This is a genomic window from Micromonospora sp. NPDC051924, assembly GCF_055586005.1.
In genome coordinates this window covers 20,656-40,379 of the sequence record NZ_JBVJJA010000044.1, presented here as the reverse complement: position 1 = coordinate 40,379, position 19,724 = coordinate 20,656, and the positions used below count along the sequence as shown (strand labels likewise).

Sequence of the window (19,724 nt, the reverse complement as noted above, 5' to 3'; positions counted from 1 at the left end):
AACCGTGGAACGACAAGCTGGAGGTCTACCCATGAACCTAGGCAATACGACCCGACCACGGGTCGCGTCGACGGTGGTCGCCGTGCTCGTCGCCGCCGGGCTGACGCTGGTGGCGAGCGGCCGGGCGACGAGCGCCTCCGCCACGTGCCAAACGTCGACCGCGTCGAGCGGGCTCTACACCGTGCTGGTCTGCGTCACCCAGCCGGCGAGCGGCGGCACGGTCGTGGGCGACACCGTCGTGACCGCGACCGTCAACGTGACGGTCGGCACGAGCCCCGGCGTGGCCAAGACGGAGTGGTCGCTGGACGGTCAGTACCTGATCACCGACTTCCAGTCGCCGCACCAGTTCGTTCTCTCCTCGGCCGACTTCGCCGACGGTGCGCACGCGATCGGCGTCTCGGCCAAGATGCGCGACGGATACGTCACGCCGGAGGCGATCATCAATGTCACCTTCGCCAACGGCAACGCCACCACCCCGCCGAACAGCCGGCAGTGGTCGGTTCCGGCCATCCAGACACGTGGCCCGCTGGAGCCCTTCGTCGTGGCGGCCGTCGGTGACGGGGCCGGCGGCGAGACCAACGCGGTGAACGTCACCAACGCGCTCGTCGGGTGGGATCCGGACCTGTTTCTGTACCTCGGCGACGTGTACGAGGACGGCACGCTCACCGAGTTCAAGAACTGGTACGGCGGCCCGACCGCGTTCTTCGGCCGGTTGCGCGACGTCACCACCCCGGTCGTCGGCAACCACGAGTACACCGGCAACCGGGCCGATGGCTACTTCCACTTCTGGGACAACATCCCGCACTACTACAGCTACGACGCCAACGGCTGGCACTTCATCGCCATCGACTCGACCAGCAACTACAACAAGGTCGCCCCGGGCACTCCGCAGTACGAATGGCTCGCGGCGGACCTCGCCGCCAACCGCAGCCCGTGCACGATGGTGTTCTGGCACCACCCCCTCTTCAGCGTCGGCTCTGAGGACCCCGCGCCGCGGATGCAGCCCATGTGGGACCTCATGGCCACCCACCACGTGACCCTGCTGGCCACCGCGCACGACCACAACTACCAGCGCTGGACGCCCATGGGGGCAGGTGGCGTACCCGCGGCCGACGGCATCGTCGAACTCGTGGTGGGCGGCGGTGGGCACTCGAGTCAGGGCTTCGCCAGCTCGGACCCCCGGGTGGTGAAGACCAACAAGAGTTACGGCGCGATGCGCATGGAGCTCTTCGGGGACCGTGCCGAGCTGAACTACCACGCGGCCGGCGCTGCCGGCACGACCCTGGTCGACTCGTCGACCGTCTCGTGCAAGGGCACGGACGGGCTCGCCCCGACCGTACCCACCGGTATGACCGCGACCGTGGACCCGACGCCGGCGGTGAGTCTCCACTGGACGCCGGCGACCGACAACTACGGAGTCACCGGCCACCGCGTCTACCGCGACGGCGCCGCCGTCGCCGACCTGCCGGCGACCGCGACCACCTGGACGGACACCACGGTCGCCGCGGCGACCCGGTATGAGTACACCGTCGATGCCGTCGACGCGGCCGGAAACCGATCCGCCCAGAGCCCACCGGTGACCGTGACGACTCCCGGCCCGGACACCACGCCCCCGACCAGTCCCGGCGGGCTCACCGCCGCGGCGTCCCCGGACGCGGTGACCCTCGGCTGGACCGCCGCCACGGACAACGTCGGCGTCACGGGCTACGAGGTGCTCCGCGACGGCGTGGTGGTGGCGACCGTGACAGCCACCACCTACGTCGACAGCGCCGTGCCGGCCAACGAGCCGCACAGCTGGACCGTGCGCGCGGTCGACGCGGCCGCCAACGTGAGCGCTCAATCCGACCCGGTCAGCGCGATCCGCGACACCCTGGCGCCGACCGCCCCGCCCAACCTGCGGGTCGCCAGCGTGACGCCCGGGGCGGTCGGCCTCGCCTGGGACGCGTCGACCGACAACGTCGGAATCGCGCGGTACCAGGTGGTCCGTGACGGCAGCCTGCTGGCGGAGACTTCGTCGGGCCGCACGTTCGTCGACGACACGGTCGGCGCCAACCGCACGTCGTACACATACCTTGTGACGGCGGTCGACGCCGCGGGGAACGTCTCCGCGGCGAGCAATCCGGTGACCGTGACCACCGTCGACGCCAACCCGCCCACGGCGCCCACCAACCTGGTGGCGTCGGCGCCCGGACCCAACCGGGTCGCCCTGTCGTGGGAGCCTGCGACGGACGACTTCGGGGTGGCGGGCTACCGCGTGTACCGCGACGGCGCGGCCTTCGCGACCACGACGGGCACCGCCTTCACCGACACCACCGCCCTGTCCGAGACCTCCTACTCGTACACGGTCTCCGCCTTCGACTCGTCGGGTAACTCTTCGGCCCCGAGCACGCCGGCCCTGGTCACCACGCCGGCGGTCAACCCGGTCGTGACGGTGGCCGACACCTACGTCAAGGCGTCCAGTCCCACCAGCAACTACGGGAGCACCCCGGTGGTGCGGGTCGACGCGGATCCGGTCACCAACGCCTACCTGAAGTTCACGGTGTCCGGCCAGACCGGCGTGGTGCTGCGCGCGCGCCTGAAGGTCTGGGTCGCGGCCGGCTCGTCCAGCGGGTTCGTGGTCCGCCCCGTCGCCGACTCCACGTGGTCGGAGTCGACGATGAACTGGAACAACGCGCCCGTCATCGGCAGCACGTCGATCGCCGCCAGCGGTCGGACGACCAGTGGCACCTGGATCACCCTCGACATCACGCCCCTGATCAGCGGGAACGGCACGTTCACCGTCGGGCTCACCTCGAGCGGGGCGTCGTCGAGCAGCTACGGCAGCCGCGAGTCCGGTACGCCCCCGCTGCTGCTGGTCGACACGGCGTCATGAGGGTCTCAATGGTCGTCGCCACCTACGAGCCGGCGTGATCCCCGGCCCGCGACCCGACCTCCGGCACCAGGGCGGGGGTCGGGTCGCGGTGCAGCCGGGCACGCAGCCGGTCCACGGCGTCGCCGAGAACCGCGCCGGTCATCGGCAGCAGCGGGCTGGACCGCATCACCGCCAGGTCCTCGACCGGGGAGGTGGTCCCGTCGAGGAAGCGCAGCACCCGCTCGGCCGGGTTGCGGTCGAAGAGCCGCGCGAAGAACTCCACCCCGCCGACGTGCCCCCGGTCCAGGGCCCGCAACGCCACCGCGTCCATCCACAGGTGACGGCGCGGGTAGGCGGGCGCCGGCACCGGCGGCCGGCCGGCGGCGAGCGCCCGGGCCACCTGGTCGGCCTGGCGCAGCATGGCGGAGAAGGTGAACCCGGTGGAGGGGCGGGTGGCGCCGCCGGCGGTGCCGAGCCGGACCACCCGGGCCGACGGGCGGCGCACGAACGGGCCGTCGGTCATCGGGATGATCCCGTTCTCCACCTCGCGCACCCGCAGCGCGGTCAGGTCCAGGCCGAGCAGGCCGGCGTACCCGCGCAGCGCCGCGTCGTACGCCGCGTCGGACAGCGGGGCGGGCGCGAACTCGGTGTACTCGACCAGGGCGTACCGGTCGCTGACCGGGAGCACGTAGCCGAACGAGACGCCCCGGGCCGGCTGCGGGGTGCGGAAGTCCATCAGCACCGCGCGGCCCGGGTCGAAGGTGGCCCGATCGGCCTCCAGCCACCAGCCCCGGAAGTGCTGCAGCCAACTGGTCCGCCCCGGTCGGCGGGGCGGGCGGGGGCGGGAGTCGAGCACCCAGCCGGCCCGGACCAGGGGCCGGCCGGCCGGGTCGTGGACGGTCACCCGGTGGCCGTCGTCGCGCAGCTCGCCGGCCGGGGCGCCGATCCGCACCGCGCCCAGCCGCTGCTCGGCCGCGGCAGCCCGGTCGTAGACCGGGGCGGAGCGGAGCATGGCGTACCGGAGGGGGGCGAGCGACAGCTCGCGGCGCTCGGCGGGCGTGACCACCTCGACCCGCGACCAGCTGGCGCTCACCAGCGGATCGAGGTCGGTGCCGGGCGGGCCCCAGAACGCCCAGGTGCGGTCCTGGCCGCGCTTGTGCACCGGGTCGACCACGGCGACCCGCAGGCCGGTCAGGTCGTGCCGGTCCAGCGCGGCCAACACCAGGGAGGCGGCGCCGCCGCCGCCCACCAGCGCGAGATCGACGTCGGCCGGGGATGCGTCCACCCGCCCACGCTGTCACACGCCCGGCGCTCGCCGGCTGGGACCCCGCCGCCTGAGACCGGCGCGCCGCGTAGGGTCGGGCGATCGGACGACGTCGGGGGGACGGCATGGCGCAGGCGCCGCTGCGGGTGGGGCTGCTGGGGTACGGGGTGGCCGGGCGGGTGTTCCACGCCCCGCTGATCGCCGCGACGCCGGGACTGCGGCTGGACGCGGTGGTGACCCGCGACCCGCAGCGCCGCGAGCAGGTGCACGCCGAGCACCCGGACGCCCGCGTGGTCGACGACGCCGACCAGCTGTGGCGGGCCGCGGACACCCTGGACCTGGTGGTGGTGGCCACGCCGAACCGGCAGCACGTGCCGATGGCCCGGGCGGCGGTGGCGGCCGGGCTGCCGGTGGTGGTGGACAAGCCGCTCGCGCCGACCGCGGCGCAGGGCCGGGCGCTGGTCGCGGAGGCGGCCGCCGCGGGCGTGCCGCTGACCGTGTTCCAGAACCGCCGCTGGGACGGTGACTTCCTGACCGTCCGCCGGCTGGTCGCGGCGGGTGAGCTGGGCCGGGTGGCCCGGTTCGAGTCGCGGTTCGAGCGGTGGCGGCCGGCGGTCAAGCCGGGCTGGCGGGAGAGCGGCGCGCCCGGGGAGGCCGGTGGGGCGCTGTTCGACCTGGGCGCGCACCTGATCGACCAGGCGGTCCAGCTGTTCGGCCCGGTGACCCGGGTGTACGCCGAGGTGGACCGGCGGCGGCCGGACGCCGAGGTGGACGACGACGCGTTCGTGGCGTTGACGCACGCCGGCGGGGTCCGCTCCCACCTGTGGCTGAGCGCGGTGGCGGCGCAGCTCGGGCCCCGGATGCGGGTGCTCGGCGACCGGGCCGCGTACGCCACGTACGGGTTGGATCCGCAGGAGGCGGCGCTGCGCGAGGGCGGCCGGCCGGGCGACCCTGGCTGGGGTGAGGTCGCCCCCGACCGGTACGGCCGGCTGGGCGCCGACGGCGAGCTGCGCGCGGTGCCCACCGAGGCGGGCCGCTACCAGGATTTCTACGCCCAGCTGGCGGCGGCGCTGCGGAACGGGGCGCCGCCGCCGGTGGACCCGGCCGACGCGGTGGCCGTGGTGGAGCTGATCGAGCTGGCCCACCGGGCGGCCGCCGAGGGTGTGACGCTGCTGCCGGTGCCGCCGCCGCGCTGACGCCGGTGCGGCATCGGGCTAATCAGGCGACGGGTGCGGGGGTTTCGGGCGCCTCGCGGTCGGGCGGGGCGGGCTCGGCGTAGGCGGCGGCGACGGTGGCCCGGTCGAAGACCCGCCAGGTCGCGGCGATGACGAGCAGGGCGACGACGAAGCCCACCCAGTACGGCGCGGTGATGCCGAACCGGTCGGCGACCACCCCGCCGAGCAGCGCGCCGACGCAGTTGCCGCCGGCGGCGAGGAACAGGTTGGTGCTGCCCACCCGGCCCAGCAGCGCGGGCGGGGTGAGCCGTTGCCGCAGCGAGTTCGCCACCATGTTCCACAGCGAGGAGTGCACCCCGAAGGCGAACAGCGCCACCCCGACCACCACCGCGCTGCGCGAGGCGGCCAGGGCCAGGTGCAGGCCGGCCTCGATCAGCAGGCCGATCCGGACGGTCCAGGTGGCGGTGATCGTGGCGACCAGCCGATCCCCGACGGCCGCGCCGAGCAGCCCGCCGACCGCCATGCAGGTGAACAGGGCGCCGTAGCCGACCGAGCCGAGGCCGAGCCGGTCGGTGGCCAGCAGCACCAGCACCGCGATGGCGGCGGTCAGGGTGACGTTGAGCAGGCCGATCAGCAGCGTCATGGTGCGCAGCAGCCGCTGGGACAGCAGGAACCGGAAGCCCTCGGCGACCTCCACGCGGACCGAGCGGCGTCCGCCCGGCTGCACCGCGCCCCGGTACGTCCCGGCGAGCAACCCGACCAGCACCGCGCTGAGCGCGTACGTGCCGGCGTTGACGGCGAACGGGATGGCGGCCGCCACTAGGAAGAGGAAACCGCCGAGCGGGCCGGCGACCAGGTTCTGCATGACCTGGGTGCCGCCGCCGAGCCAGCCGTTGGCCCGTTCGAGCCGGGACCGGGGCACCACCGCCGGCAGGACGGCCTGCGCGGCGACACGGAACACCACCTCGCCGGTGTTGACCACGAAGAGCACCGCGTACAGCAGGGCGATGCCGGCCCGGCCGGTGACCATCGCGGCGGCCAGCACCGCCAGCACCACCACCCGGGCCCAGTCGATGAGCACCATCAGCCGCCGCCGGTCGACCCGGTCCACCAGGACCCCGCCGGGCAGCGCGAAGAGCAACCAGGGCAGCCAGGACACCGCCGCGCCCGCCGAGACGAGCAGCGGATCGTCCGTGCGGGACGCCACGTACAGCGGCGCGGCCACGGTGGCCATGCCGCTGCCCAGCGCCGACATGGTGCTGGCCGTCCAGAGTCGGGCGAAGCGCCCGTCGAGCCGTTCCCCCGTCACGGCGAGCGAACCTACCAGGATTCGCCGGCCGCGCCGACCGGGTTACCAGCCGGCCACCTCAGCACGACCGGCGCGCGCGGTTCGGCCAGGTCGAGCAGGATGTCGGCCCGGTCCGCCGGGCGGGCCTCGGCGCGGTACAGCTCCTGGCCTGGCAGGTACCGCGCCTGGTACCGCTGCCGCACCACGTCGGCGGAGCCGAACAGCGACAGGTCGCGGGTCAGCGCACGGCGCAGCGTCTCCGCCGGCTCGACGTGCAGGTGGATCGTCACGTCCCAGTGGTCGCGCAGTTCCGGGCGGAGCAGGAACACTCCGTCCACGAGGAGCACGGCGTCGGCCGGAGCCTCCCGGGGTACGGCGTCCACGGCCGCGTCGGCCCGGAAGTCGTGCGCGGCCGGCAGGTAGCGCCGGTCACCGCCCGGGCCGAGCGGGCGCAGGACCCGGTCGCGGAGGGTGTCGTGGTCGAAGGCGTCCAGGTAGTAGCCCTCGGGTGAGAGCGGACCGCGCCGCAGGCGCACCTCGGCGGGCCGGTGGAAGGCGTCGACGCTGACCCGGATCACGTCCCGCCGGGCGGCCAGCATCCGGGCCAGGTCGTCGGCGAGGCGGGTCTTGCCGGCGGCGTCAGGACCGTCGATCGCCACCCGGAGCGGGTGCGGTGCGCGACGCCGGTTCAGGTGCTCGGCGAGGCGGACCAGCACCGCGGCGCGGGTCTCCGGTCGGGGCGTGCGCATGTCGCCGAGCGTAGGGCAGCGTCAGGGGCGGTCGTCGGTCCGCCAGCCGGGTCGCTGCCCGATCTCCGCCGCCCGGATGCCATGATCACGTATGCCCGTCACGAACCCCTGGCTCGCCGGCCCCTCCCCCACCGCCCGCCTGGACCGGGCCCGGCTGGAGGAACGGATCCTCAACCTGCTCTCCTCGCAGAACATGTGCGTGCTGGCCACCACCGGACCGGACGGCCCGCTCGCCACCCCGGTGCGCTACTTCCACCTCGACTTCACGCTGCTGTTCACCGCCGCGGCCGGGTCGCCGAAGATGCGCAACATCGCCGCCGACCCGCGGGTCTCCGTCGGGGTCTTCGCGCCGCTGGTCGGGCAGGCCAGCAGCCGAGGCGCGCAGGTGTTCGGCCGGGCCCGGGTGCTGCAGCCCGACGACCCGGAGTTCGCGCACCACTGGCCGGCGTACCGGTGGCAGTCCGACCACGTGGAGCGGTCCCGGTCGCTGGACGAGCCACCGACCGGGCCGCTCGTGGTGGTGCCGGCGGAGCGGATCGTCTACACCGAACACTGGCTGCGCCGCGAGGGGTACGCGCCGCGCCAGTTCTGGCGGGCCGATGGCGCTGACCGCGACGGTCAGCGCGGCCCCGGTGGCGTTGCCTGAGCGGGTGGCCGCGTGCCTAGGCGTGCCGACCACGAGCGTGGTCGACGCCGGTGAGGGTGACGGCCATCCGGTCGCCGCCGGTCCGCACCGCCGCGGCGGCCACCACCGGGGCCTGTCCGGTGAGGACCAGCGCCCGGTCGCGCCCGATCGGGATGACCCAGTGCGCCTGCCACCAGGCGGTGCCGTCGTGCGCGTACGCCAGTTCCACCACGTCGATGTCGTCGTCCAGCACGCGCCTGTCGACGACCCGCTGCCCGGGGGCGACCAGGGCATCCGGCCCGGCCAGCCGGGCCAGCGGCACCGGTCCCTGCGGGAAGATCATCGCTCGGTCCGGGCCGATCAGGTAGCACAGCGTCCCGTCCTCCGGATCAGTGGGTGACTCCACGGCGAAGCCCGCCGGCCAGCAGAGACTGAACGGCCCCAGCTCCAGCCGCCAGTCCCCGTCCGGACCCGCGTCGACGTCCACCACACCGGGCACCGACGCGGCGCCGGACCCGACGAGCGCCCGCCGCTCACCTCCGTCGGCGAAGACGGTGACCTCCACCGTCGACGATGCGGCGGACCCGGTGAACCGGTACGGCCAGTACGGGACCAGCCGGGCGCCGTGCCCGGCCAGCCTGACGAACACGTGCCCCACGCCGACCTCCTCGGAGAAGACGGCTCAGGGTACGCCTCACGATCGGGGTCGGAACTCGTGCCGGACCACGTACGCGGTGGTTTCCAGGCCGATCCGCGCCCCCTGCACGTCGGCGGTCCGGGTGTGGATGCCACCCCACACCCGGGCGTTGATCACCTCGGTGAGCGCCTGGGAGAAGCCGCTGAAGTACCGCCGGGTGCCGGAGTCGGCGCTGTAGGCGTTGAACGCGATGTCGTCCCGGCCGAAGAAGTACGCCAGCGCCGACATGGTGGCCCCGGTGTTGCAGGTGTGGCCGGACGTGTAGTCGGGGTGCGGCGGCGTGACCAGCAGCGGCGTCCAGGTCGGATCGGCGACGGTGACGGGGTTGCCGTCGGTGTCGCTGAGCCGGATCGCCGTGATCGGCCGCCACCGGTTCCACGCCGCCTTCTCGTTGAAGCAGGCGATGACCGCGTCCGCTTCGGCGAGGTCCACCAGGGCGAACATCCGGGCGGCCTGCAGGGCGTCGAGCCGCTGGGTCGTCACGAGCTGACGTTTGATCTCCCATTCGCCGAGCCGGCGGTCGTGCCACCAGATCGCCGCCTCGGTCTGGTCGGCGGTGCGGACCGTGCTGGTGGCCGAGCCCACCGCCTTGATCTCGTCGTAGTCCCGGGCGTACTGCGCGCTGGTGAGCGCCGGCGGGCCGGCGGTGCGGAAGATCGCGGCGTCGGGCAGCACGAACGGCCGCATGTGGCCGACCCAGCCGCCGTCGTTGGCGTAGGCCGGCGGGGTCGGGCGCCACTGGCCGGGCTCGGTCCCCACCGGGAAGGTCTGCGGTCCGAACGCCCCGTCGTCGCGGCGGGCGGCGGTCATCGCGGTGGCGGCCCGCGCGCCGACCTCGATCCCGCGCCGCTCGGCGCGGCCGTCGGGGATCGCGGCGAGCGACTCGGCGTACCGGGCGGTGAGCGCGTCGTGCTGGTCCGGGAAGATCGCGTCGAGCACCCGGTACGCGGCGGTGGCCACGGCGGCGTCGACGGACTCGGACCCGTCGGCGGGCGGCGCGACCAGGTACGGCTGATACGGCGTGCCGGCGATGGCGTTGACCGCGTCGTAGATGGCGCCGTGCACCATCGCGGCGCCGCGGGACTGGACCTGCGGTGCCTGGCGCGCGACGTCCCAGATCGCCGTCTCGGCGTGCAGGTCCCAGGTGAGGACGGACTCGGCGGACGCGGCGCCGGCGGACGCCTGGGCGGGCGACGGCGCGACCGCGAGTGGGGAGCCGGCGGCCAGGACGGCGACGACGGCCGCGCCCGCGGCACGGCGCATGGTGCGAACACTGCTTGTCATGAGGTCTCCTCGCTGCTTCCGACCCGTCGATTCACCCCGTGTCAGGAGGTCACAGCATTGAGCGAGCTGACTATAGGCGTTGACATTCGCGCGGGTCGATAGGCTGATCGGCGGTACCGTCCGGCATACTCCCGGGCATGCGCGTGCCGTTCCCGGAGCCCGGCCCCTCCTCGGACGTGCCGGCGCTGCTGCTCACCTACCTCGACTACTACCGGGACACGGTCGCCGACCGGCTCGCCGGCCTGAGCGACGCGCAGGCCCGCACCAGCCGGGTGCCCTCGGGCTGGACGCCCGTGGAGCTGGTGAAGCACCTGACCTTCATGGAGCGACGTTGGCTGGTCTGGGGCTTCCTCGGCGACGCGGTGCCGGACCCGTGGGGCGAGCAGGCCGACGACCGCTGGTACGTCGACCCGGACGAGACCGTGGCCGACCTGATGGCCGCCCTGCGCCGGGGCGGGGCGGAGACCCGCCGGGTCGTCGAGGCGACGCCGCTGGACACGCCCGCCGCGCTCGGCGGCCGGTTCACCGACCCGGCACGCCGGCCCACGCTCACCACGATCCTCTTCCACGTGCTGCAGGAGTACGCCCGGCACGCCGGCCACCTCGACATCGTCCGCGAGCTGGCCGACGGCCGGACCGGGGAGTGACTCAGCCGACGCCGGCGCGGCGCAGCTCGACCTTGCGGACCTTGCCGCTGACCGTCATCGGGAAGGCGTCCATCACCCGCACGTGGCGGGGCACCTTGTAGTGGGCGAGGCGGTCCCGGCAGAACTCGGCGACCTCCTCGACGGTCAGGGTGTCGTGCCCGTCGCGCAGGATCACGCAGGCCAGGATCTCCTCGCCGTACCGCTCGTCGGGGACGCCGACCACCTGCACGTCGGAGATCTTCGGGTGCCGGTAGAGGAACTCCTCGATCTCCCGCGGGTAGACATTCTCCCCACCCCGGATGATCATGTCCTTGATCCGGCCGACGATGGTCAGGTAGCCGTCCTCGCGCATCACCGCCAGGTCGCCGGTGTGCATCCAGCGCGCCGGGTCGATCGCCTCGGCGGTCTGCTCCGGCTGGTCCCAGTAGCCGAGCATCACCGAGTACCCGCGGGTGCACAGCTCCCCCGGCTCGCCCCGGGGCACGGTCACCCCGGTCGCCGGGTCGACCACCTTCACTTCCACGTGCGGCATCACCCGCCCCACCGTGGCGGTCCGCCGGTCCAGGTCGTCGTCGTACCGGGTCTGGGTGGACACCGGCGAGGTCTCGGTCATGCCGTAGCAGATCGCCACCTCGGCCATGTGCATCTCCGCGATGACCCGCTTCATCACCTCCACCGGGCACGGCGAGCCGGCCATGATGCCGGTGCGCAGCGAGGCCAGGTCGTGGGAGGCGAAGTCGGCCAACGCCAGCTCGGCGATGAACATCGTCGGCACCCCGTACAGCGAGGTGGCGCGCTCGGCGGCGACCGCGCGCAGCGTCGCGGCCGGGTCGAAGGTCGGCGCCGGGATGATCATGCAGGCGCCATGGCTGGTCGCCGCCAGGTTCCCCATCACCATGCCAAAGCAGTGGTAGAATGGCACCGGCAGGCAGATCCGGTCCTGCTCGCTGTAGCGGACCAGTTCCCCGACGAAGTAGCCGTTGTTGAGGATGTTGTGGTGCGACAGCGTGGCGCCCTTGGGAAAGCCCGTCGTGCCCGAGGTGTACTGGATGTTGATCGGGTCGTCGCAGCTCAGCTCCGCGGCCCGCGCGGCCAGCCGCTCGGCCGGCACCGACGCCCCGCCGGCCACGAGCTCGTCCCAGCTCGGCTCGCCGAGGTAGACGACGCCGCGCAGCGCCGGGCAGTCGGCGCGGACCGCCTCCACCATGCCCCGGTAGTCGCTGGTCTTGTAGCCGGGCGAGGAGACCAGCAGGCCCACCCCGGACTGGTTGAGCACGTACTCCAGCTCGTGCTGCCGGTAGGCCGGGTTGATGTTCACCATGATCGCACCGATGGTCGCGGTCGCGTACTGGACCAGCACCCACTCGGGACAGTTGGGCGCCCAGATGCCCACCCGGTCACCCTTGGCCACCCCCGCCGCGAGCAGGCCGCGGGCCAGCTCCGCGACCGCGGCGCCGAATTCGGCGTACGTCCACCGGCGGCCGCTCGGGCAGTCCACCAGCGCCTCCCGATCCGGGTACGCCTCGACCGCGCGGGCCAGGTTCGCGCCGATGGTGTCGCCCAGCAGCGGGGCGTCGGAGACCCCACTGGCGTACGAGGGGAGGCTCATCGGAAGTCCTCCTCGCGGTACTCGCCGGCCGGCCGCCCGTCGGCGTGCTTGTCCCGCTCGGCGGCGCGCAGCTCGGTCCGGCGGATCTTCCCGGAGATGGTCTTCGGCAGCTCGGCGAACTCCAACCGCCGCACCCGCAGGTACGGCGCCAGCCTTGCCCGCGAGTGCGCGAACACCGCCGCCGCCGTCTCCGCGGTCGGCTCCCACCCTGGGGCGAGCACCACGTACGCCTTCGGCACCGCCAGCCGCACCGGGTCCGGCGACGGCACCACCGCCGCCTCGGCCACCGCCTCGTGCTCCAGCAGCACGCTCTCCAGCTCGAACGGCGACACCCGGTAGTCCGACGCCTTGAACACGTCGTCGGTGCGCCCCACGTAGGTCAGGTAACCGTCGGCGTCCCGGGAGGCAATGTCCCCGGTGTGGTAGTAGCCGTCCCGCATCGCGGTGGCGGTCAGCTCCTCGTCACCGCGGTAGCCGACCATCAGCGCGGTCGGCCGGTGCGCCAGGTCCAGGCAGACCTCCCCGTCGTCGCCCGGCTCACCGGTCACCGGGTCGACCAGGGTCACCACGTACCCGGGCAGCGGGCGCCCCATCGAGCCGGGCTTCACTGGCGCCCCGGGCGGGTTGCCGATCTGCGCGGTGGTCTCGGTCTGCCCGTACCCGTCCCGGACCGTCACCCCCCACGCGGCCTCGACCTGCTCGATCACCTCCGGGTTCAACGGCTCCCCCGCGCCGACCACGCTGCGTGGCGGGCGCCGCAGCTGGCGCAGGTCGGCCTGGATGAGCATCCGCCACACCGTTGGCGGGGCACAGAAGCTGGTCACCCCGCACCGGTCCATCGCGGCCAGCAGCCCGGCCGGGTCGAAGCGGGAGTAGTTGTAGACGAAGACCGTGGCACCCGCGTTCCACGGCGCGAACACATTGCTCCAGGCGTGCTTCGCCCAGCCGGGCGAGGAGATGTTCAGGTGCACGTCGCCGGGGCGCAGCCCGATCCAGTACATGGTGGACAGGTGCCCCACCGGGTAGGAGGCGTGGGTGTGCTCCACCAGCTTCGGCCGGGCCGTGGTGCCGGAGGTGAAGTAGAGCAGCAGCGGGTCACCCGCCCGGGTCGGCCCGTCCGGGGTGAACCCACCGTCCTCGGCGTACGCGTCGGCGTAGGCGTGCCAGCCGTCGACCGGCGCGCCGACCGCGATCCGGGTGTAGTCGCCGGGCACCTCCGCGAACTTGCCGGTGTGCTCCGCCCCGACCACCACGTGCCGCGCCGCGCCGCGCTCCAGCCGGTCGGCCAGGTCCGCCGGACCCAGCAGCGGGGTGGCCGGAATGATCACCGCGCGCAGCTTGATCGCGGCGAGGATGGTCTCCCACAGTTCGAGCTGGTTGCCGAGCATCAAGATCAGCCGGTCCCCGGCCCGTACGCCCCGGGCACGCAGCCAGTTCGCCACCTGGTTCGAGCGGCGGGACAGCTCCGCGTACGACCAGCGACCCTCTCCCCCGTCCGCCTCGACGATCCACAGCGCCGGGGTGTCATTGCCCTCGGCGAGCACGTCGAACCAGTCCAGCGCCCAATTGAATTCGGTGAGCTGCGGCCAGCGGAACTTCTCGTACGCGATCTCGGGGTCCTCGCGGTGCGCGAGCAGGAAGTCGCGCGCCTCGCGGAAGGCCTGGGTGCCGGCGGTGGCCATGGGGGTGTCCTTCCTGTCACCAGGCGCGCGGCCAGGAGGGGACGGACCGCACGCAGTAGGCTGATCCTCGATCAGGTGACGCAGGTCTCACCACCCCCGGACGGGGGTGGCCGGCGGAAGGTGGGGACGGTGCCGAAGCTGTATCCGCGCGACGACGCCGACCAGCTCCGCAGCGCGCTGCTCACCCTGCGCCGCGGCACCGGACTGCCGGTCGCGTTCGGCGGCCTGGTCCAAGGTGGCGGGCCGCCCCGGATGACCATCACCGAACTGGCCGGCACCACAACCACGGCGCTGCGCGGGCTGGCCATCCACGCCGGCGCCGGGCTCGGCGGCAAGGCCCTCGCCCTCGGCCTGCCGCTACGGGTCAACGACTACCCCCTCGCCCGCTCGATCAGCCACGAGTACGACGCCCCGGTCGGCGCCGAGGGGCTGCGCTCGGTGGTCGCCGTGCCGGTGGTGGTGCACCGGGAGGTCCGCGCGGTCCTCTACGGCGCGGTACGCCAGCGGCTCAGCCTCGGCGACCGGCTGGTCGCCGCCGCCGTGGACGTGGCCCGCGACCTGGAGCGCCGCCTCGTCGACCGGGACGCCGCCCGGGCCGCGCTGACCGCCCTGAGGGCCACGCCGGTCCCCGCCGACCCGGCCGGACCGGAGTGGGAGCAGGTCCGCCAGGCGCACGCCGAGCTGCGCGGCCTGTTACGCCGGATCGACGACCCGGAGCTGCGGGACCGCCTCGACGCGGTCGCCGACCGGCTCGCCGGCGCGGTGGCCCGACCCGAGCGGCCACCGGCGGCGGCGACCCTGTCGCCCCGGGAGACCGACGTGCTGGCCTGCGTGGCGCTGGGCTGCACCAACGCCGACGTGGCCGGGCAGCTCGGGCTGCGCCCGGAGACGGTGAAGAGCTACCTGCGCTCCGCGATGCGCAAGCTCGGCGCGCACACCCGCCTCGAGGTCGTCGTGGCGGCCCGTCGAGCCGGACTACTTCCCTAGGCGGCGGCGATGACACTCGCAGCCGGCTGACACCGCGATCTGCGGCAACCCGCTCACCCGACTACCCGGAGATGCGGTCGCCGAGGTTGACCCGGTCGTACCGGCCCTTCGGCAGGCACAGCTTCCGCCGGTGGCCGTCGTCGGTGACGTAGGTGACCTGGCGGCAGGTCGTCAGCCGGCAGCCGTCCCGGCACTCGGTGATCTGAACCTCGCGCTTGTCCGACACGATGCCGCTGGTGTCCCCCGTGACCCAGGCGACCACGACACCGATCGCGGTGGCCACGGCGCAGGCCATCAGCGCCAGGATGATCCGGTCCCGCACGGTGAGCCGGACCCGGTCGGGCATCCAGATGTCCGCGTCGTACTCGTCGTCGGCCCGTCCGTGTCGATCGTCGGCGCGCATCGCCCCTCCCCCCGGAAGCTTGTCCTTCACGGTAGGCGGCCCGCACACCCCCTAGAGCGTCCTAGGAGGCTAGCTTCGCGGCGATCCGTCGGTGGCGGGCTGGACAGGCAGCCGCCCGGTTGCCTATGCTGACGACAGGCAGCCAAATGGTTGCCTGTCAAGAGGGCGGTGGCGGATGGACGAGGTGTTCCGGGCACTGGCCGACGCCAGCCGGCGCAGGCTGCTCGACAGCCTCAACGGCCGCAACGGACAGAGCCTGCGCGAACTCTGTGCCGGCCTGGACATGACCCGGCAGTCGGTGAGCAAGCACCTGGCGGTGCTGGAGGCGGCCGGGCTGGTGACCACCACGCGGCGGGGCCGGGAGAAGCTGCACCACCTCAACGCCGCCCCGATCAACGCGGTCGCCGACCGGTGGATCGGCCGGTACCACCTGGAACGGGCGCGCGCCCTCGCCGACCTGCGGAAAGCATTGGAGCTGGAGCCCATGGAGAACCCGACCTTCGTCTACACCACCTACATCCGGACCACGCCGGAACGGCTCTGGCGGGCGCTGATCGAGCCGGAGTTCACCCGACGCTACTGGGGCGGAGCCGCCTTGGTCTCCGACTGGCAGGTCGGGTCGCCGGTGCTCTGGCAGGACTCCCCCGACGGCGAGCCGAAGGACCTCGGGCAGCGAGTGCTGGAGGCGCAGCCGTACCGCCGGCTCGCCTACACGTGGCACGGCTTCCAGCCCGAGCACGCGGCCCACTTCGGCTGGTCCGACGAGGAGCTGGCGGCCCGGCTCACCGAGCGGCGGTCGAAGGTGACCTTCGACCTGGCGCCGCACGGCGAGGCGGTCCGGCTGAACGTGACCCACGACGACTTCTCCCCCGACAGCGAGATGCACCGGGCGATCAGCGGCCAGCTCGACGGCAGCGGCGGCTGGCCCGAGCTGCTGGCCAGCCTCAAGAGCCTGCTGGAGACGGGCGAGCCGCTGCCGGAGCCGGTCCCGGCGGGCTGACCGCGCCAGCAGGTAAGGCTTGGCGGGGTGGCGACGCGAGCCGCCCTGACGACCGGACGAGCGGGGCTCCGGAGCCGTCCGCCGGGACCGGGTGCGGCCGGGCGCCGAGCGTGGCCAGCCGCGTGCGGTGCACGCCCTCGCGCAACTCGTCGTCGCCCATCACCAGCCACACCAGGCCACAGTCCTGGGGGCCGGTCACGTCCACCTGGCACAGGGTGCACGGCTCTCCGGGGCGGATTGGGCAGGCCGCCGCCGGCCGGGCCGCTCGCGTCGTGGTGCTCACCTGTCCATCGTGTCTCGACGTGGCCGGTGGCGTTCAGGGCCGTTGGTCCCCACCTGGGAGACCGGCCCGATCTCCCCCGCCCGGAGGACCGGGCTCCCGACCGGTGGGGAGCCGCCGGCGGGTCCGCGTTCCTAGCGTCGGGCGCATGGACTCACATCCCGTGCCCGCGCGACTCGCGCCGCCCCTCGCCCTGGCCAGCGCCGTCATCGGCGCGGCCTGGCTGGCCCGGCCGGCCAGCTACCCGTTCGGCCCCGCCGACCGGGTCACCATGTCGGTCAGCCACGTCATCCCGTACCGGGTGGCCGGCGCGCTGTTGCTGGCCGCCGGGGCCCTCGGGCTGGTGGTGGCGGTGGTGGCCCGCCTATCGGCCGCCGATCGGCGGGCCACGCGGGTCGCCGCGGCCGGCGCGGGCCTCCTGGCGGTGTTCTTCGCGCTGGTGATGGCGGACGCGTCGGTGATCAGCCTGCTCGGCTACGCGTTCGCGCTCGGCGGGCCGGTCGCCGCGGCGGCGGTGGTCGTCCGGTCCGCGGCCCGCGGCGACCGGGGTGGCCGGATCGCCGGCGGGGTACTGCTGCTCGCGCTCCTCGCGGGGACGGCCGGGGGGCTGGTCGCCCCCGACACGCTGGCCCGGTTCGCCGGCAACGTGCTGCGCGGCTTCTCCGACTACGGTCCCCGGCTGGCCTGGGGCCTGGCGATGGCCGCCCTCGGGGCCGGCTGGGTCCGGGTGGCGTACCGGCTGCCGCGGGCCGACCCGGCCCGGGGACGACCACGCTGGGCCGATCCGGAGCGGGTGCGCCGCTGGGGCCGGGCGGTCACCGTCGGTGCGGCGCTCTGCCCGCTGCCGTACGCCGCCGTCCGGCTGACCTGGCTGACGCCGTGGACGATCGGGCTCGACGACCGGTACGACGACCCGGCGGTCCGGATCCAGGGCGCCGCGCTCGGCTGCGCGGCCGTGCTGGGCGCGGTCCTGACGCTGGGCCTGGTCAGCCACTGGGGTGAGGTCGCGCCCCGCTGGGTGCCGGTGGTGGGTGGGCGGCCGGTGCCGCCGCCGCTCGCGATCGTGCCGGGTGCGGTGGTGGCCACCGCGGTGTGCGTCGCCGCGCCGGGGCTGCTGCTGCACGCGCTGGAGACCGACGGATTCGGTGCGGGGACCCGCGGCGTCATGGTGAGCCTGCTCTTCTTTCCGTTCCCGGTGTGGGGGCCGCTGCTCGCCGCCGCGGTGCTGGCGTACCGGCTGCGGCGAACGGGGCCGCCGGCCGGGCCGGTGGGCTGACCCCGGGCGCCCCGGCGGGACGCCCGGGGTCGGCGGGTCAGGGCACCATCCAGTCGAGCACCGGCGAGCCCTGCAACGCGACCAGCACGCACATGAACAGCAGCAGCACCAGGCTCCAGCCGAACACCTTGCGGAAGATCTCCCCCTCCCGGCCGGCCATCCCGACCGCGGCGGCGGCGATCGCCAGGTTCTGCGGGCTGATCATCTTGCCGAGCACGCCGCCGGAGGAGTTGGCGGCGGCCAGCAGCACCGGGTCCAGCCCGGCCCGGGCCGCGGTCTGCACCTGCAGCGCCCCGAACAGCGCGTTCGCCGAGGTGTCGGAGCCGGTCACCGCCACCCCGATCCAGCCGAGGATCGCGGAGAGGAAGACGAACGCGCCGCCGGCAGCGGCGAGGAACGCGCCGAGGGTGTTGGTCTGGCCGGACTGGTTCATCACGTACGCCAGGGCGAGCACCGCCATCACGGTGACGATCGCGTAGCGCAGCTCGACGTAGGTGCGCCCGTACGCGCGCAGCGCCCGGCCGGCGGAGACCCGCAGCACCAGGGCGGTGAGGATGCCGGCGAGGATCATCAGCGTGCCGGCGGCGGGCAGCCAGTTCAGGGTGAACGTGGTCGAGGAGAGCGGCTTGCCGTTGCCGCCCAGGATGTCCAGCCCGGGCCAGCCGAACTTGACCGTCCACGGCTCCTTCGCCAGCGCGTTCTTCACCGGGCCGAGGTTCGCGATCGAGAAGATCACGATGATGATCAGGTACGGGGCGTACGCCCGGAACACCTCGGCGGGGGTGTCGGCGAGCCGGGGGCCGGCGGCGGCCGGCCGCTGGTCGACCGGCCGCGGTGCGACGTCCCCGTCCGAGCGGTGCCGGCCGACCAGGGCGGTCTCGTCGATCCGCGGGTCGCCCGGCGGGGTCTCGCCGCCGGTGCCGCCGAGACCGGGCGCGGCGGTGGTCGTACCCGAGCGGGAGCCGGCGGCGGCGCGGACGGTGCCTCCCTCGGCCAGCTCGGCCTCGGCGGGCCCCCGGGCGGCCGGCACGGTGGCCGGCTCGCGGCCCAGGTCGGCGGGGGTCTGCGGGTGCCACACGCGGACCAGCAGCACCACGGCGGCGGCCGACACCAGCGCGGCGACGATGTCGGTCAGCGGTACCGAGATGAAGTTGGCCGCCACGAACTGCGCCAGGCCGAAGCTCACCCCGGCGACCAGCGCGGCCGGCCAGGTCTGCCGGATCCCGCGCCGCCCGTCGACCAGGGCGACCAGCATCAGCGGTACGACCACCGCGAGGATCGGGGTCTGCCGGCCGACCATCGCGCCGAGGGTGTCCACGGTCAGCCCGGCGTCGTCGTTGGCGCCGCTGGTCACGCTGGCCAGGGTGACGATCGGGGTGGCGAGGGCGCCGAAGGCGACCGGCGCGGTGTTGGCCAGCAGCGCCACCGAGGCGGCGTGGATCGGCCGGAAACCCAGCGCCATCAGCATCACCACGGTGATCGCGACCGGGGTGCCGAAGCCGGCCAGGGCCTCCAGCAGCGCGCCGAAGCAGAACGCGATGATGATCGCCTGGATCCGCATGTCCGGGCTGACCCGTTCGAAGGAGCGGCGCAGCACGTCGAAGTGCCCGCTCTCGACAGTCAGGTTGTAGACCCAGATCGCGTTGATGACGATCCACAGGATCGGGAAGAAGCCGAACGCGGCGCCCTCGGTGGCGGACAGGACCGCCTGCCCGACCGGCATCGCGTAGACGGCGATCGCCACCACGAGGGCGACGGCGAGGGAGATGAGCCCGGCCAGCCAGGCCTTCACCTTCAGCACGCCGAGCAGGACGAAGAGGGTGAGCAGGGGCAGGACCGCGAAGATCGCCGAGAGCGCGACGGAGTCACCGACCGGGTCGGTGACGACGGTGAACTGATCGAACATG

17 protein-coding genes are annotated in these 19,724 nt (G+C 73.9%); 7 read left to right on the top strand and 10 right to left on the bottom strand.

Annotation, left to right across the window (positions count from 1 at the left end):
- Positions 1-31: 31 nt before the first annotated feature.
- On the top strand, positions 32-2,872 hold the full coding sequence (locus tag ACZ6S5_RS28005; protein WP_466005135.1) for a CBM96 family carbohydrate-binding protein: 2,841 nt from the start codon (positions 32-34) through the stop codon (positions 2,870-2,872).
- 22 nt (positions 2,873-2,894) lie between these two features.
- Here ACZ6S5_RS28005 and ACZ6S5_RS28000 read toward each other — a convergent pair whose 3' ends face one another.
- A complete protein-coding gene (locus tag ACZ6S5_RS28000) occupies positions 2,895-4,136 on the bottom strand; it encodes a lycopene cyclase family protein (protein ID WP_466005133.1) in 1,242 nt (413 codons plus the stop codon).
- A gap of 104 nt (positions 4,137-4,240) precedes the next feature.
- Between ACZ6S5_RS28000 and ACZ6S5_RS27995 the strand changes: the two genes are divergently transcribed.
- Positions 4,241-5,311, top strand: coding sequence for a Gfo/Idh/MocA family protein (locus ACZ6S5_RS27995; protein WP_466005132.1), 1,071 nt, complete (start codon positions 4,241-4,243; stop codon positions 5,309-5,311).
- Positions 5,312-5,333: 22 nt separating this feature from the next.
- Here the strand turns inward: ACZ6S5_RS27995 and ACZ6S5_RS27990 are convergent, their stop codons facing one another.
- Together ACZ6S5_RS27990 and ACZ6S5_RS27985 are read right to left on the bottom strand one after the other, a co-directional pair.
- A complete protein-coding gene (locus ACZ6S5_RS27990; protein WP_466005130.1) occupies positions 5,334-6,599 on the bottom strand; it encodes an MFS transporter in 1,266 nt (421 codons plus the stop codon).
- 11 nt (positions 6,600-6,610) lie between these two features.
- Positions 6,611-7,327 (bottom strand): nucleoside/nucleotide kinase family protein, encoded by a 717-nt coding sequence (locus ACZ6S5_RS27985; RefSeq protein WP_466005128.1) that lies wholly within the window; start codon positions 7,325-7,327, stop codon positions 6,611-6,613.
- A gap of 91 nt (positions 7,328-7,418) precedes the next feature.
- Between ACZ6S5_RS27985 and ACZ6S5_RS27980 the strand changes: the two genes are divergently transcribed.
- On the top strand, positions 7,419-7,973 hold the full coding sequence (locus tag ACZ6S5_RS27980; protein ID WP_466005126.1) for a pyridoxamine 5'-phosphate oxidase family protein: 555 nt from the start codon (positions 7,419-7,421) through the stop codon (positions 7,971-7,973).
- Positions 7,974-7,989: 16 nt separating this feature from the next.
- On the opposite strand, the gene ACZ6S5_RS27975 is transcribed toward ACZ6S5_RS27980, so the two are convergent.
- A complete protein-coding gene (locus ACZ6S5_RS27975) occupies positions 7,990-8,610 on the bottom strand; it encodes a hypothetical protein (RefSeq protein WP_466005124.1) in 621 nt (206 codons plus the stop codon).
- A 36-nt stretch (positions 8,611-8,646) separates the two neighbouring features.
- The gene (locus ACZ6S5_RS27970; protein ID WP_466005123.1) at positions 8,647-9,933 is read right to left on the bottom strand and encodes a vanadium-dependent haloperoxidase; all 1,287 of its coding nucleotides are present in this window, start codon (positions 9,931-9,933) and stop codon (positions 8,647-8,649) included.
- 137 nt (positions 9,934-10,070) lie between these two features.
- Between ACZ6S5_RS27970 and ACZ6S5_RS27965 the strand changes: the two genes are divergently transcribed.
- Positions 10,071-10,580: a DinB family protein gene (locus tag ACZ6S5_RS27965; RefSeq protein WP_466005121.1), complete on the top strand. Its 510-nt coding sequence runs from the start codon at positions 10,071-10,073 to the stop codon at positions 10,578-10,580.
- Between the two features lies 1 nt (position 10,581).
- Here ACZ6S5_RS27965 and ACZ6S5_RS27960 read toward each other — a convergent pair whose 3' ends face one another.
- A complete protein-coding gene (locus ACZ6S5_RS27960) occupies positions 10,582-12,189 on the bottom strand; it encodes an AMP-binding protein (RefSeq protein ID WP_466005119.1) in 1,608 nt (535 codons plus the stop codon).
- A complete protein-coding gene (locus ACZ6S5_RS27955; RefSeq protein ID WP_466005117.1) occupies positions 12,186-13,871 on the bottom strand; it encodes an AMP-binding protein in 1,686 nt (561 codons plus the stop codon). The genes ACZ6S5_RS27960 and ACZ6S5_RS27955 overlap by 4 nt, the downstream gene beginning before the upstream one ends.
- Positions 13,872-14,000: 129 nt before the next feature.
- Here ACZ6S5_RS27955 and ACZ6S5_RS27950 point away from each other — a divergent pair, with 129 nt between their 5' ends.
- The gene (locus ACZ6S5_RS27950; protein WP_466005115.1) at positions 14,001-14,858 is read left to right on the top strand and encodes a helix-turn-helix transcriptional regulator; all 858 of its coding nucleotides are present in this window, start codon (positions 14,001-14,003) and stop codon (positions 14,856-14,858) included.
- Between the two features lie 61 nt (positions 14,859-14,919).
- Here the strand turns inward: ACZ6S5_RS27950 and ACZ6S5_RS27945 are convergent, their stop codons facing one another.
- Positions 14,920-15,261, bottom strand: a complete 342-nt coding sequence (locus tag ACZ6S5_RS27945) for a hypothetical protein (protein ID WP_466005113.1) — start codon at positions 15,259-15,261, stop codon at positions 14,920-14,922.
- Positions 15,262-15,436: 175 nt separating this feature from the next.
- Between ACZ6S5_RS27945 and ACZ6S5_RS27940 the strand changes: the two genes are divergently transcribed.
- Positions 15,437-16,261, top strand: coding sequence for an ArsR/SmtB family transcription factor (locus ACZ6S5_RS27940; RefSeq protein WP_466005111.1), 825 nt, complete (start codon positions 15,437-15,439; stop codon positions 16,259-16,261).
- Here the strand turns inward: ACZ6S5_RS27940 and ACZ6S5_RS27935 are convergent.
- The gene (locus tag ACZ6S5_RS27935) at positions 16,206-16,544 is read right to left on the bottom strand and encodes a DUF6767 domain-containing protein (RefSeq protein WP_466005109.1); all 339 of its coding nucleotides are present in this window, start codon (positions 16,542-16,544) and stop codon (positions 16,206-16,208) included. The two genes, ACZ6S5_RS27940 and ACZ6S5_RS27935, sit on opposite strands and share 56 nt — an antisense overlap.
- A gap of 145 nt (positions 16,545-16,689) precedes the next feature.
- Between ACZ6S5_RS27935 and ACZ6S5_RS27930 the strand changes: the two genes are divergently transcribed.
- Entirely contained in the window at positions 16,690-17,817 is a 1,128-nt protein-coding gene (locus ACZ6S5_RS27930; RefSeq protein ID WP_466005107.1) for a hypothetical protein, read from the top strand.
- A gap of 37 nt (positions 17,818-17,854) precedes the next feature.
- Here the strand turns inward: ACZ6S5_RS27930 and ACZ6S5_RS27925 are convergent, their stop codons facing one another.
- The gene (locus tag ACZ6S5_RS27925; RefSeq protein ID WP_466005105.1) at positions 17,855-19,723 is read right to left on the bottom strand and encodes an L-lactate permease; all 1,869 of its coding nucleotides are present in this window, start codon (positions 19,721-19,723) and stop codon (positions 17,855-17,857) included.
- Position 19,724 lies beyond the last annotated feature (1 nt).

What these genes read in the sequence shown, in the direction of transcription:
- ACZ6S5_RS28005 (WP_466005135.1), top strand. Translation starts at nt 32, where the DNA reads ATGAACCTAGGCAATACGACCCGACCACGGGTCGCGTCGACGGTGGTC.
- ACZ6S5_RS27995 (WP_466005132.1), top strand. Translation starts at nt 4,241, where the DNA reads ATGGCGCAGGCGCCGCTGCGGGTGGGGCTGCTGGGGTACGGGGTGGCC.
- ACZ6S5_RS27985 (WP_466005128.1), bottom strand. Translation starts at nt 7,327, where the DNA reads ATGCGCACGCCCCGACCGGAGACCCGCGCCGCGGTGCTGGTCCGCCTC.
- ACZ6S5_RS27980 (WP_466005126.1), top strand. Translation starts at nt 7,419, where the DNA reads ATGCCCGTCACGAACCCCTGGCTCGCCGGCCCCTCCCCCACCGCCCGC.
- ACZ6S5_RS27970 (WP_466005123.1), bottom strand. Translation starts at nt 9,933, where the DNA reads ATGACAAGCAGTGTTCGCACCATGCGCCGTGCCGCGGGCGCGGCCGTC.
- ACZ6S5_RS27965 (WP_466005121.1), top strand. Translation starts at nt 10,071, where the DNA reads ATGCGCGTGCCGTTCCCGGAGCCCGGCCCCTCCTCGGACGTGCCGGCG.
- ACZ6S5_RS27960 (WP_466005119.1), bottom strand. Translation starts at nt 12,189, where the DNA reads ATGAGCCTCCCCTCGTACGCCAGTGGGGTCTCCGACGCCCCGCTGCTG.
- ACZ6S5_RS27955 (WP_466005117.1), bottom strand. Translation starts at nt 13,871, where the DNA reads ATGGCCACCGCCGGCACCCAGGCCTTCCGCGAGGCGCGCGACTTCCTG.
- ACZ6S5_RS27945 (WP_466005113.1), bottom strand. Translation starts at nt 15,261, where the DNA reads ATGCGCGCCGACGATCGACACGGACGGGCCGACGACGAGTACGACGCG.
- ACZ6S5_RS27940 (WP_466005111.1), top strand. Translation starts at nt 15,437, where the DNA reads ATGGACGAGGTGTTCCGGGCACTGGCCGACGCCAGCCGGCGCAGGCTG.
- ACZ6S5_RS27930 (WP_466005107.1), top strand. Translation starts at nt 16,690, where the DNA reads ATGGACTCACATCCCGTGCCCGCGCGACTCGCGCCGCCCCTCGCCCTG.
- ACZ6S5_RS27925 (WP_466005105.1), bottom strand. Translation starts at nt 19,723, where the DNA reads ATGTTCGATCAGTTCACCGTCGTCACCGACCCGGTCGGTGACTCCGTC.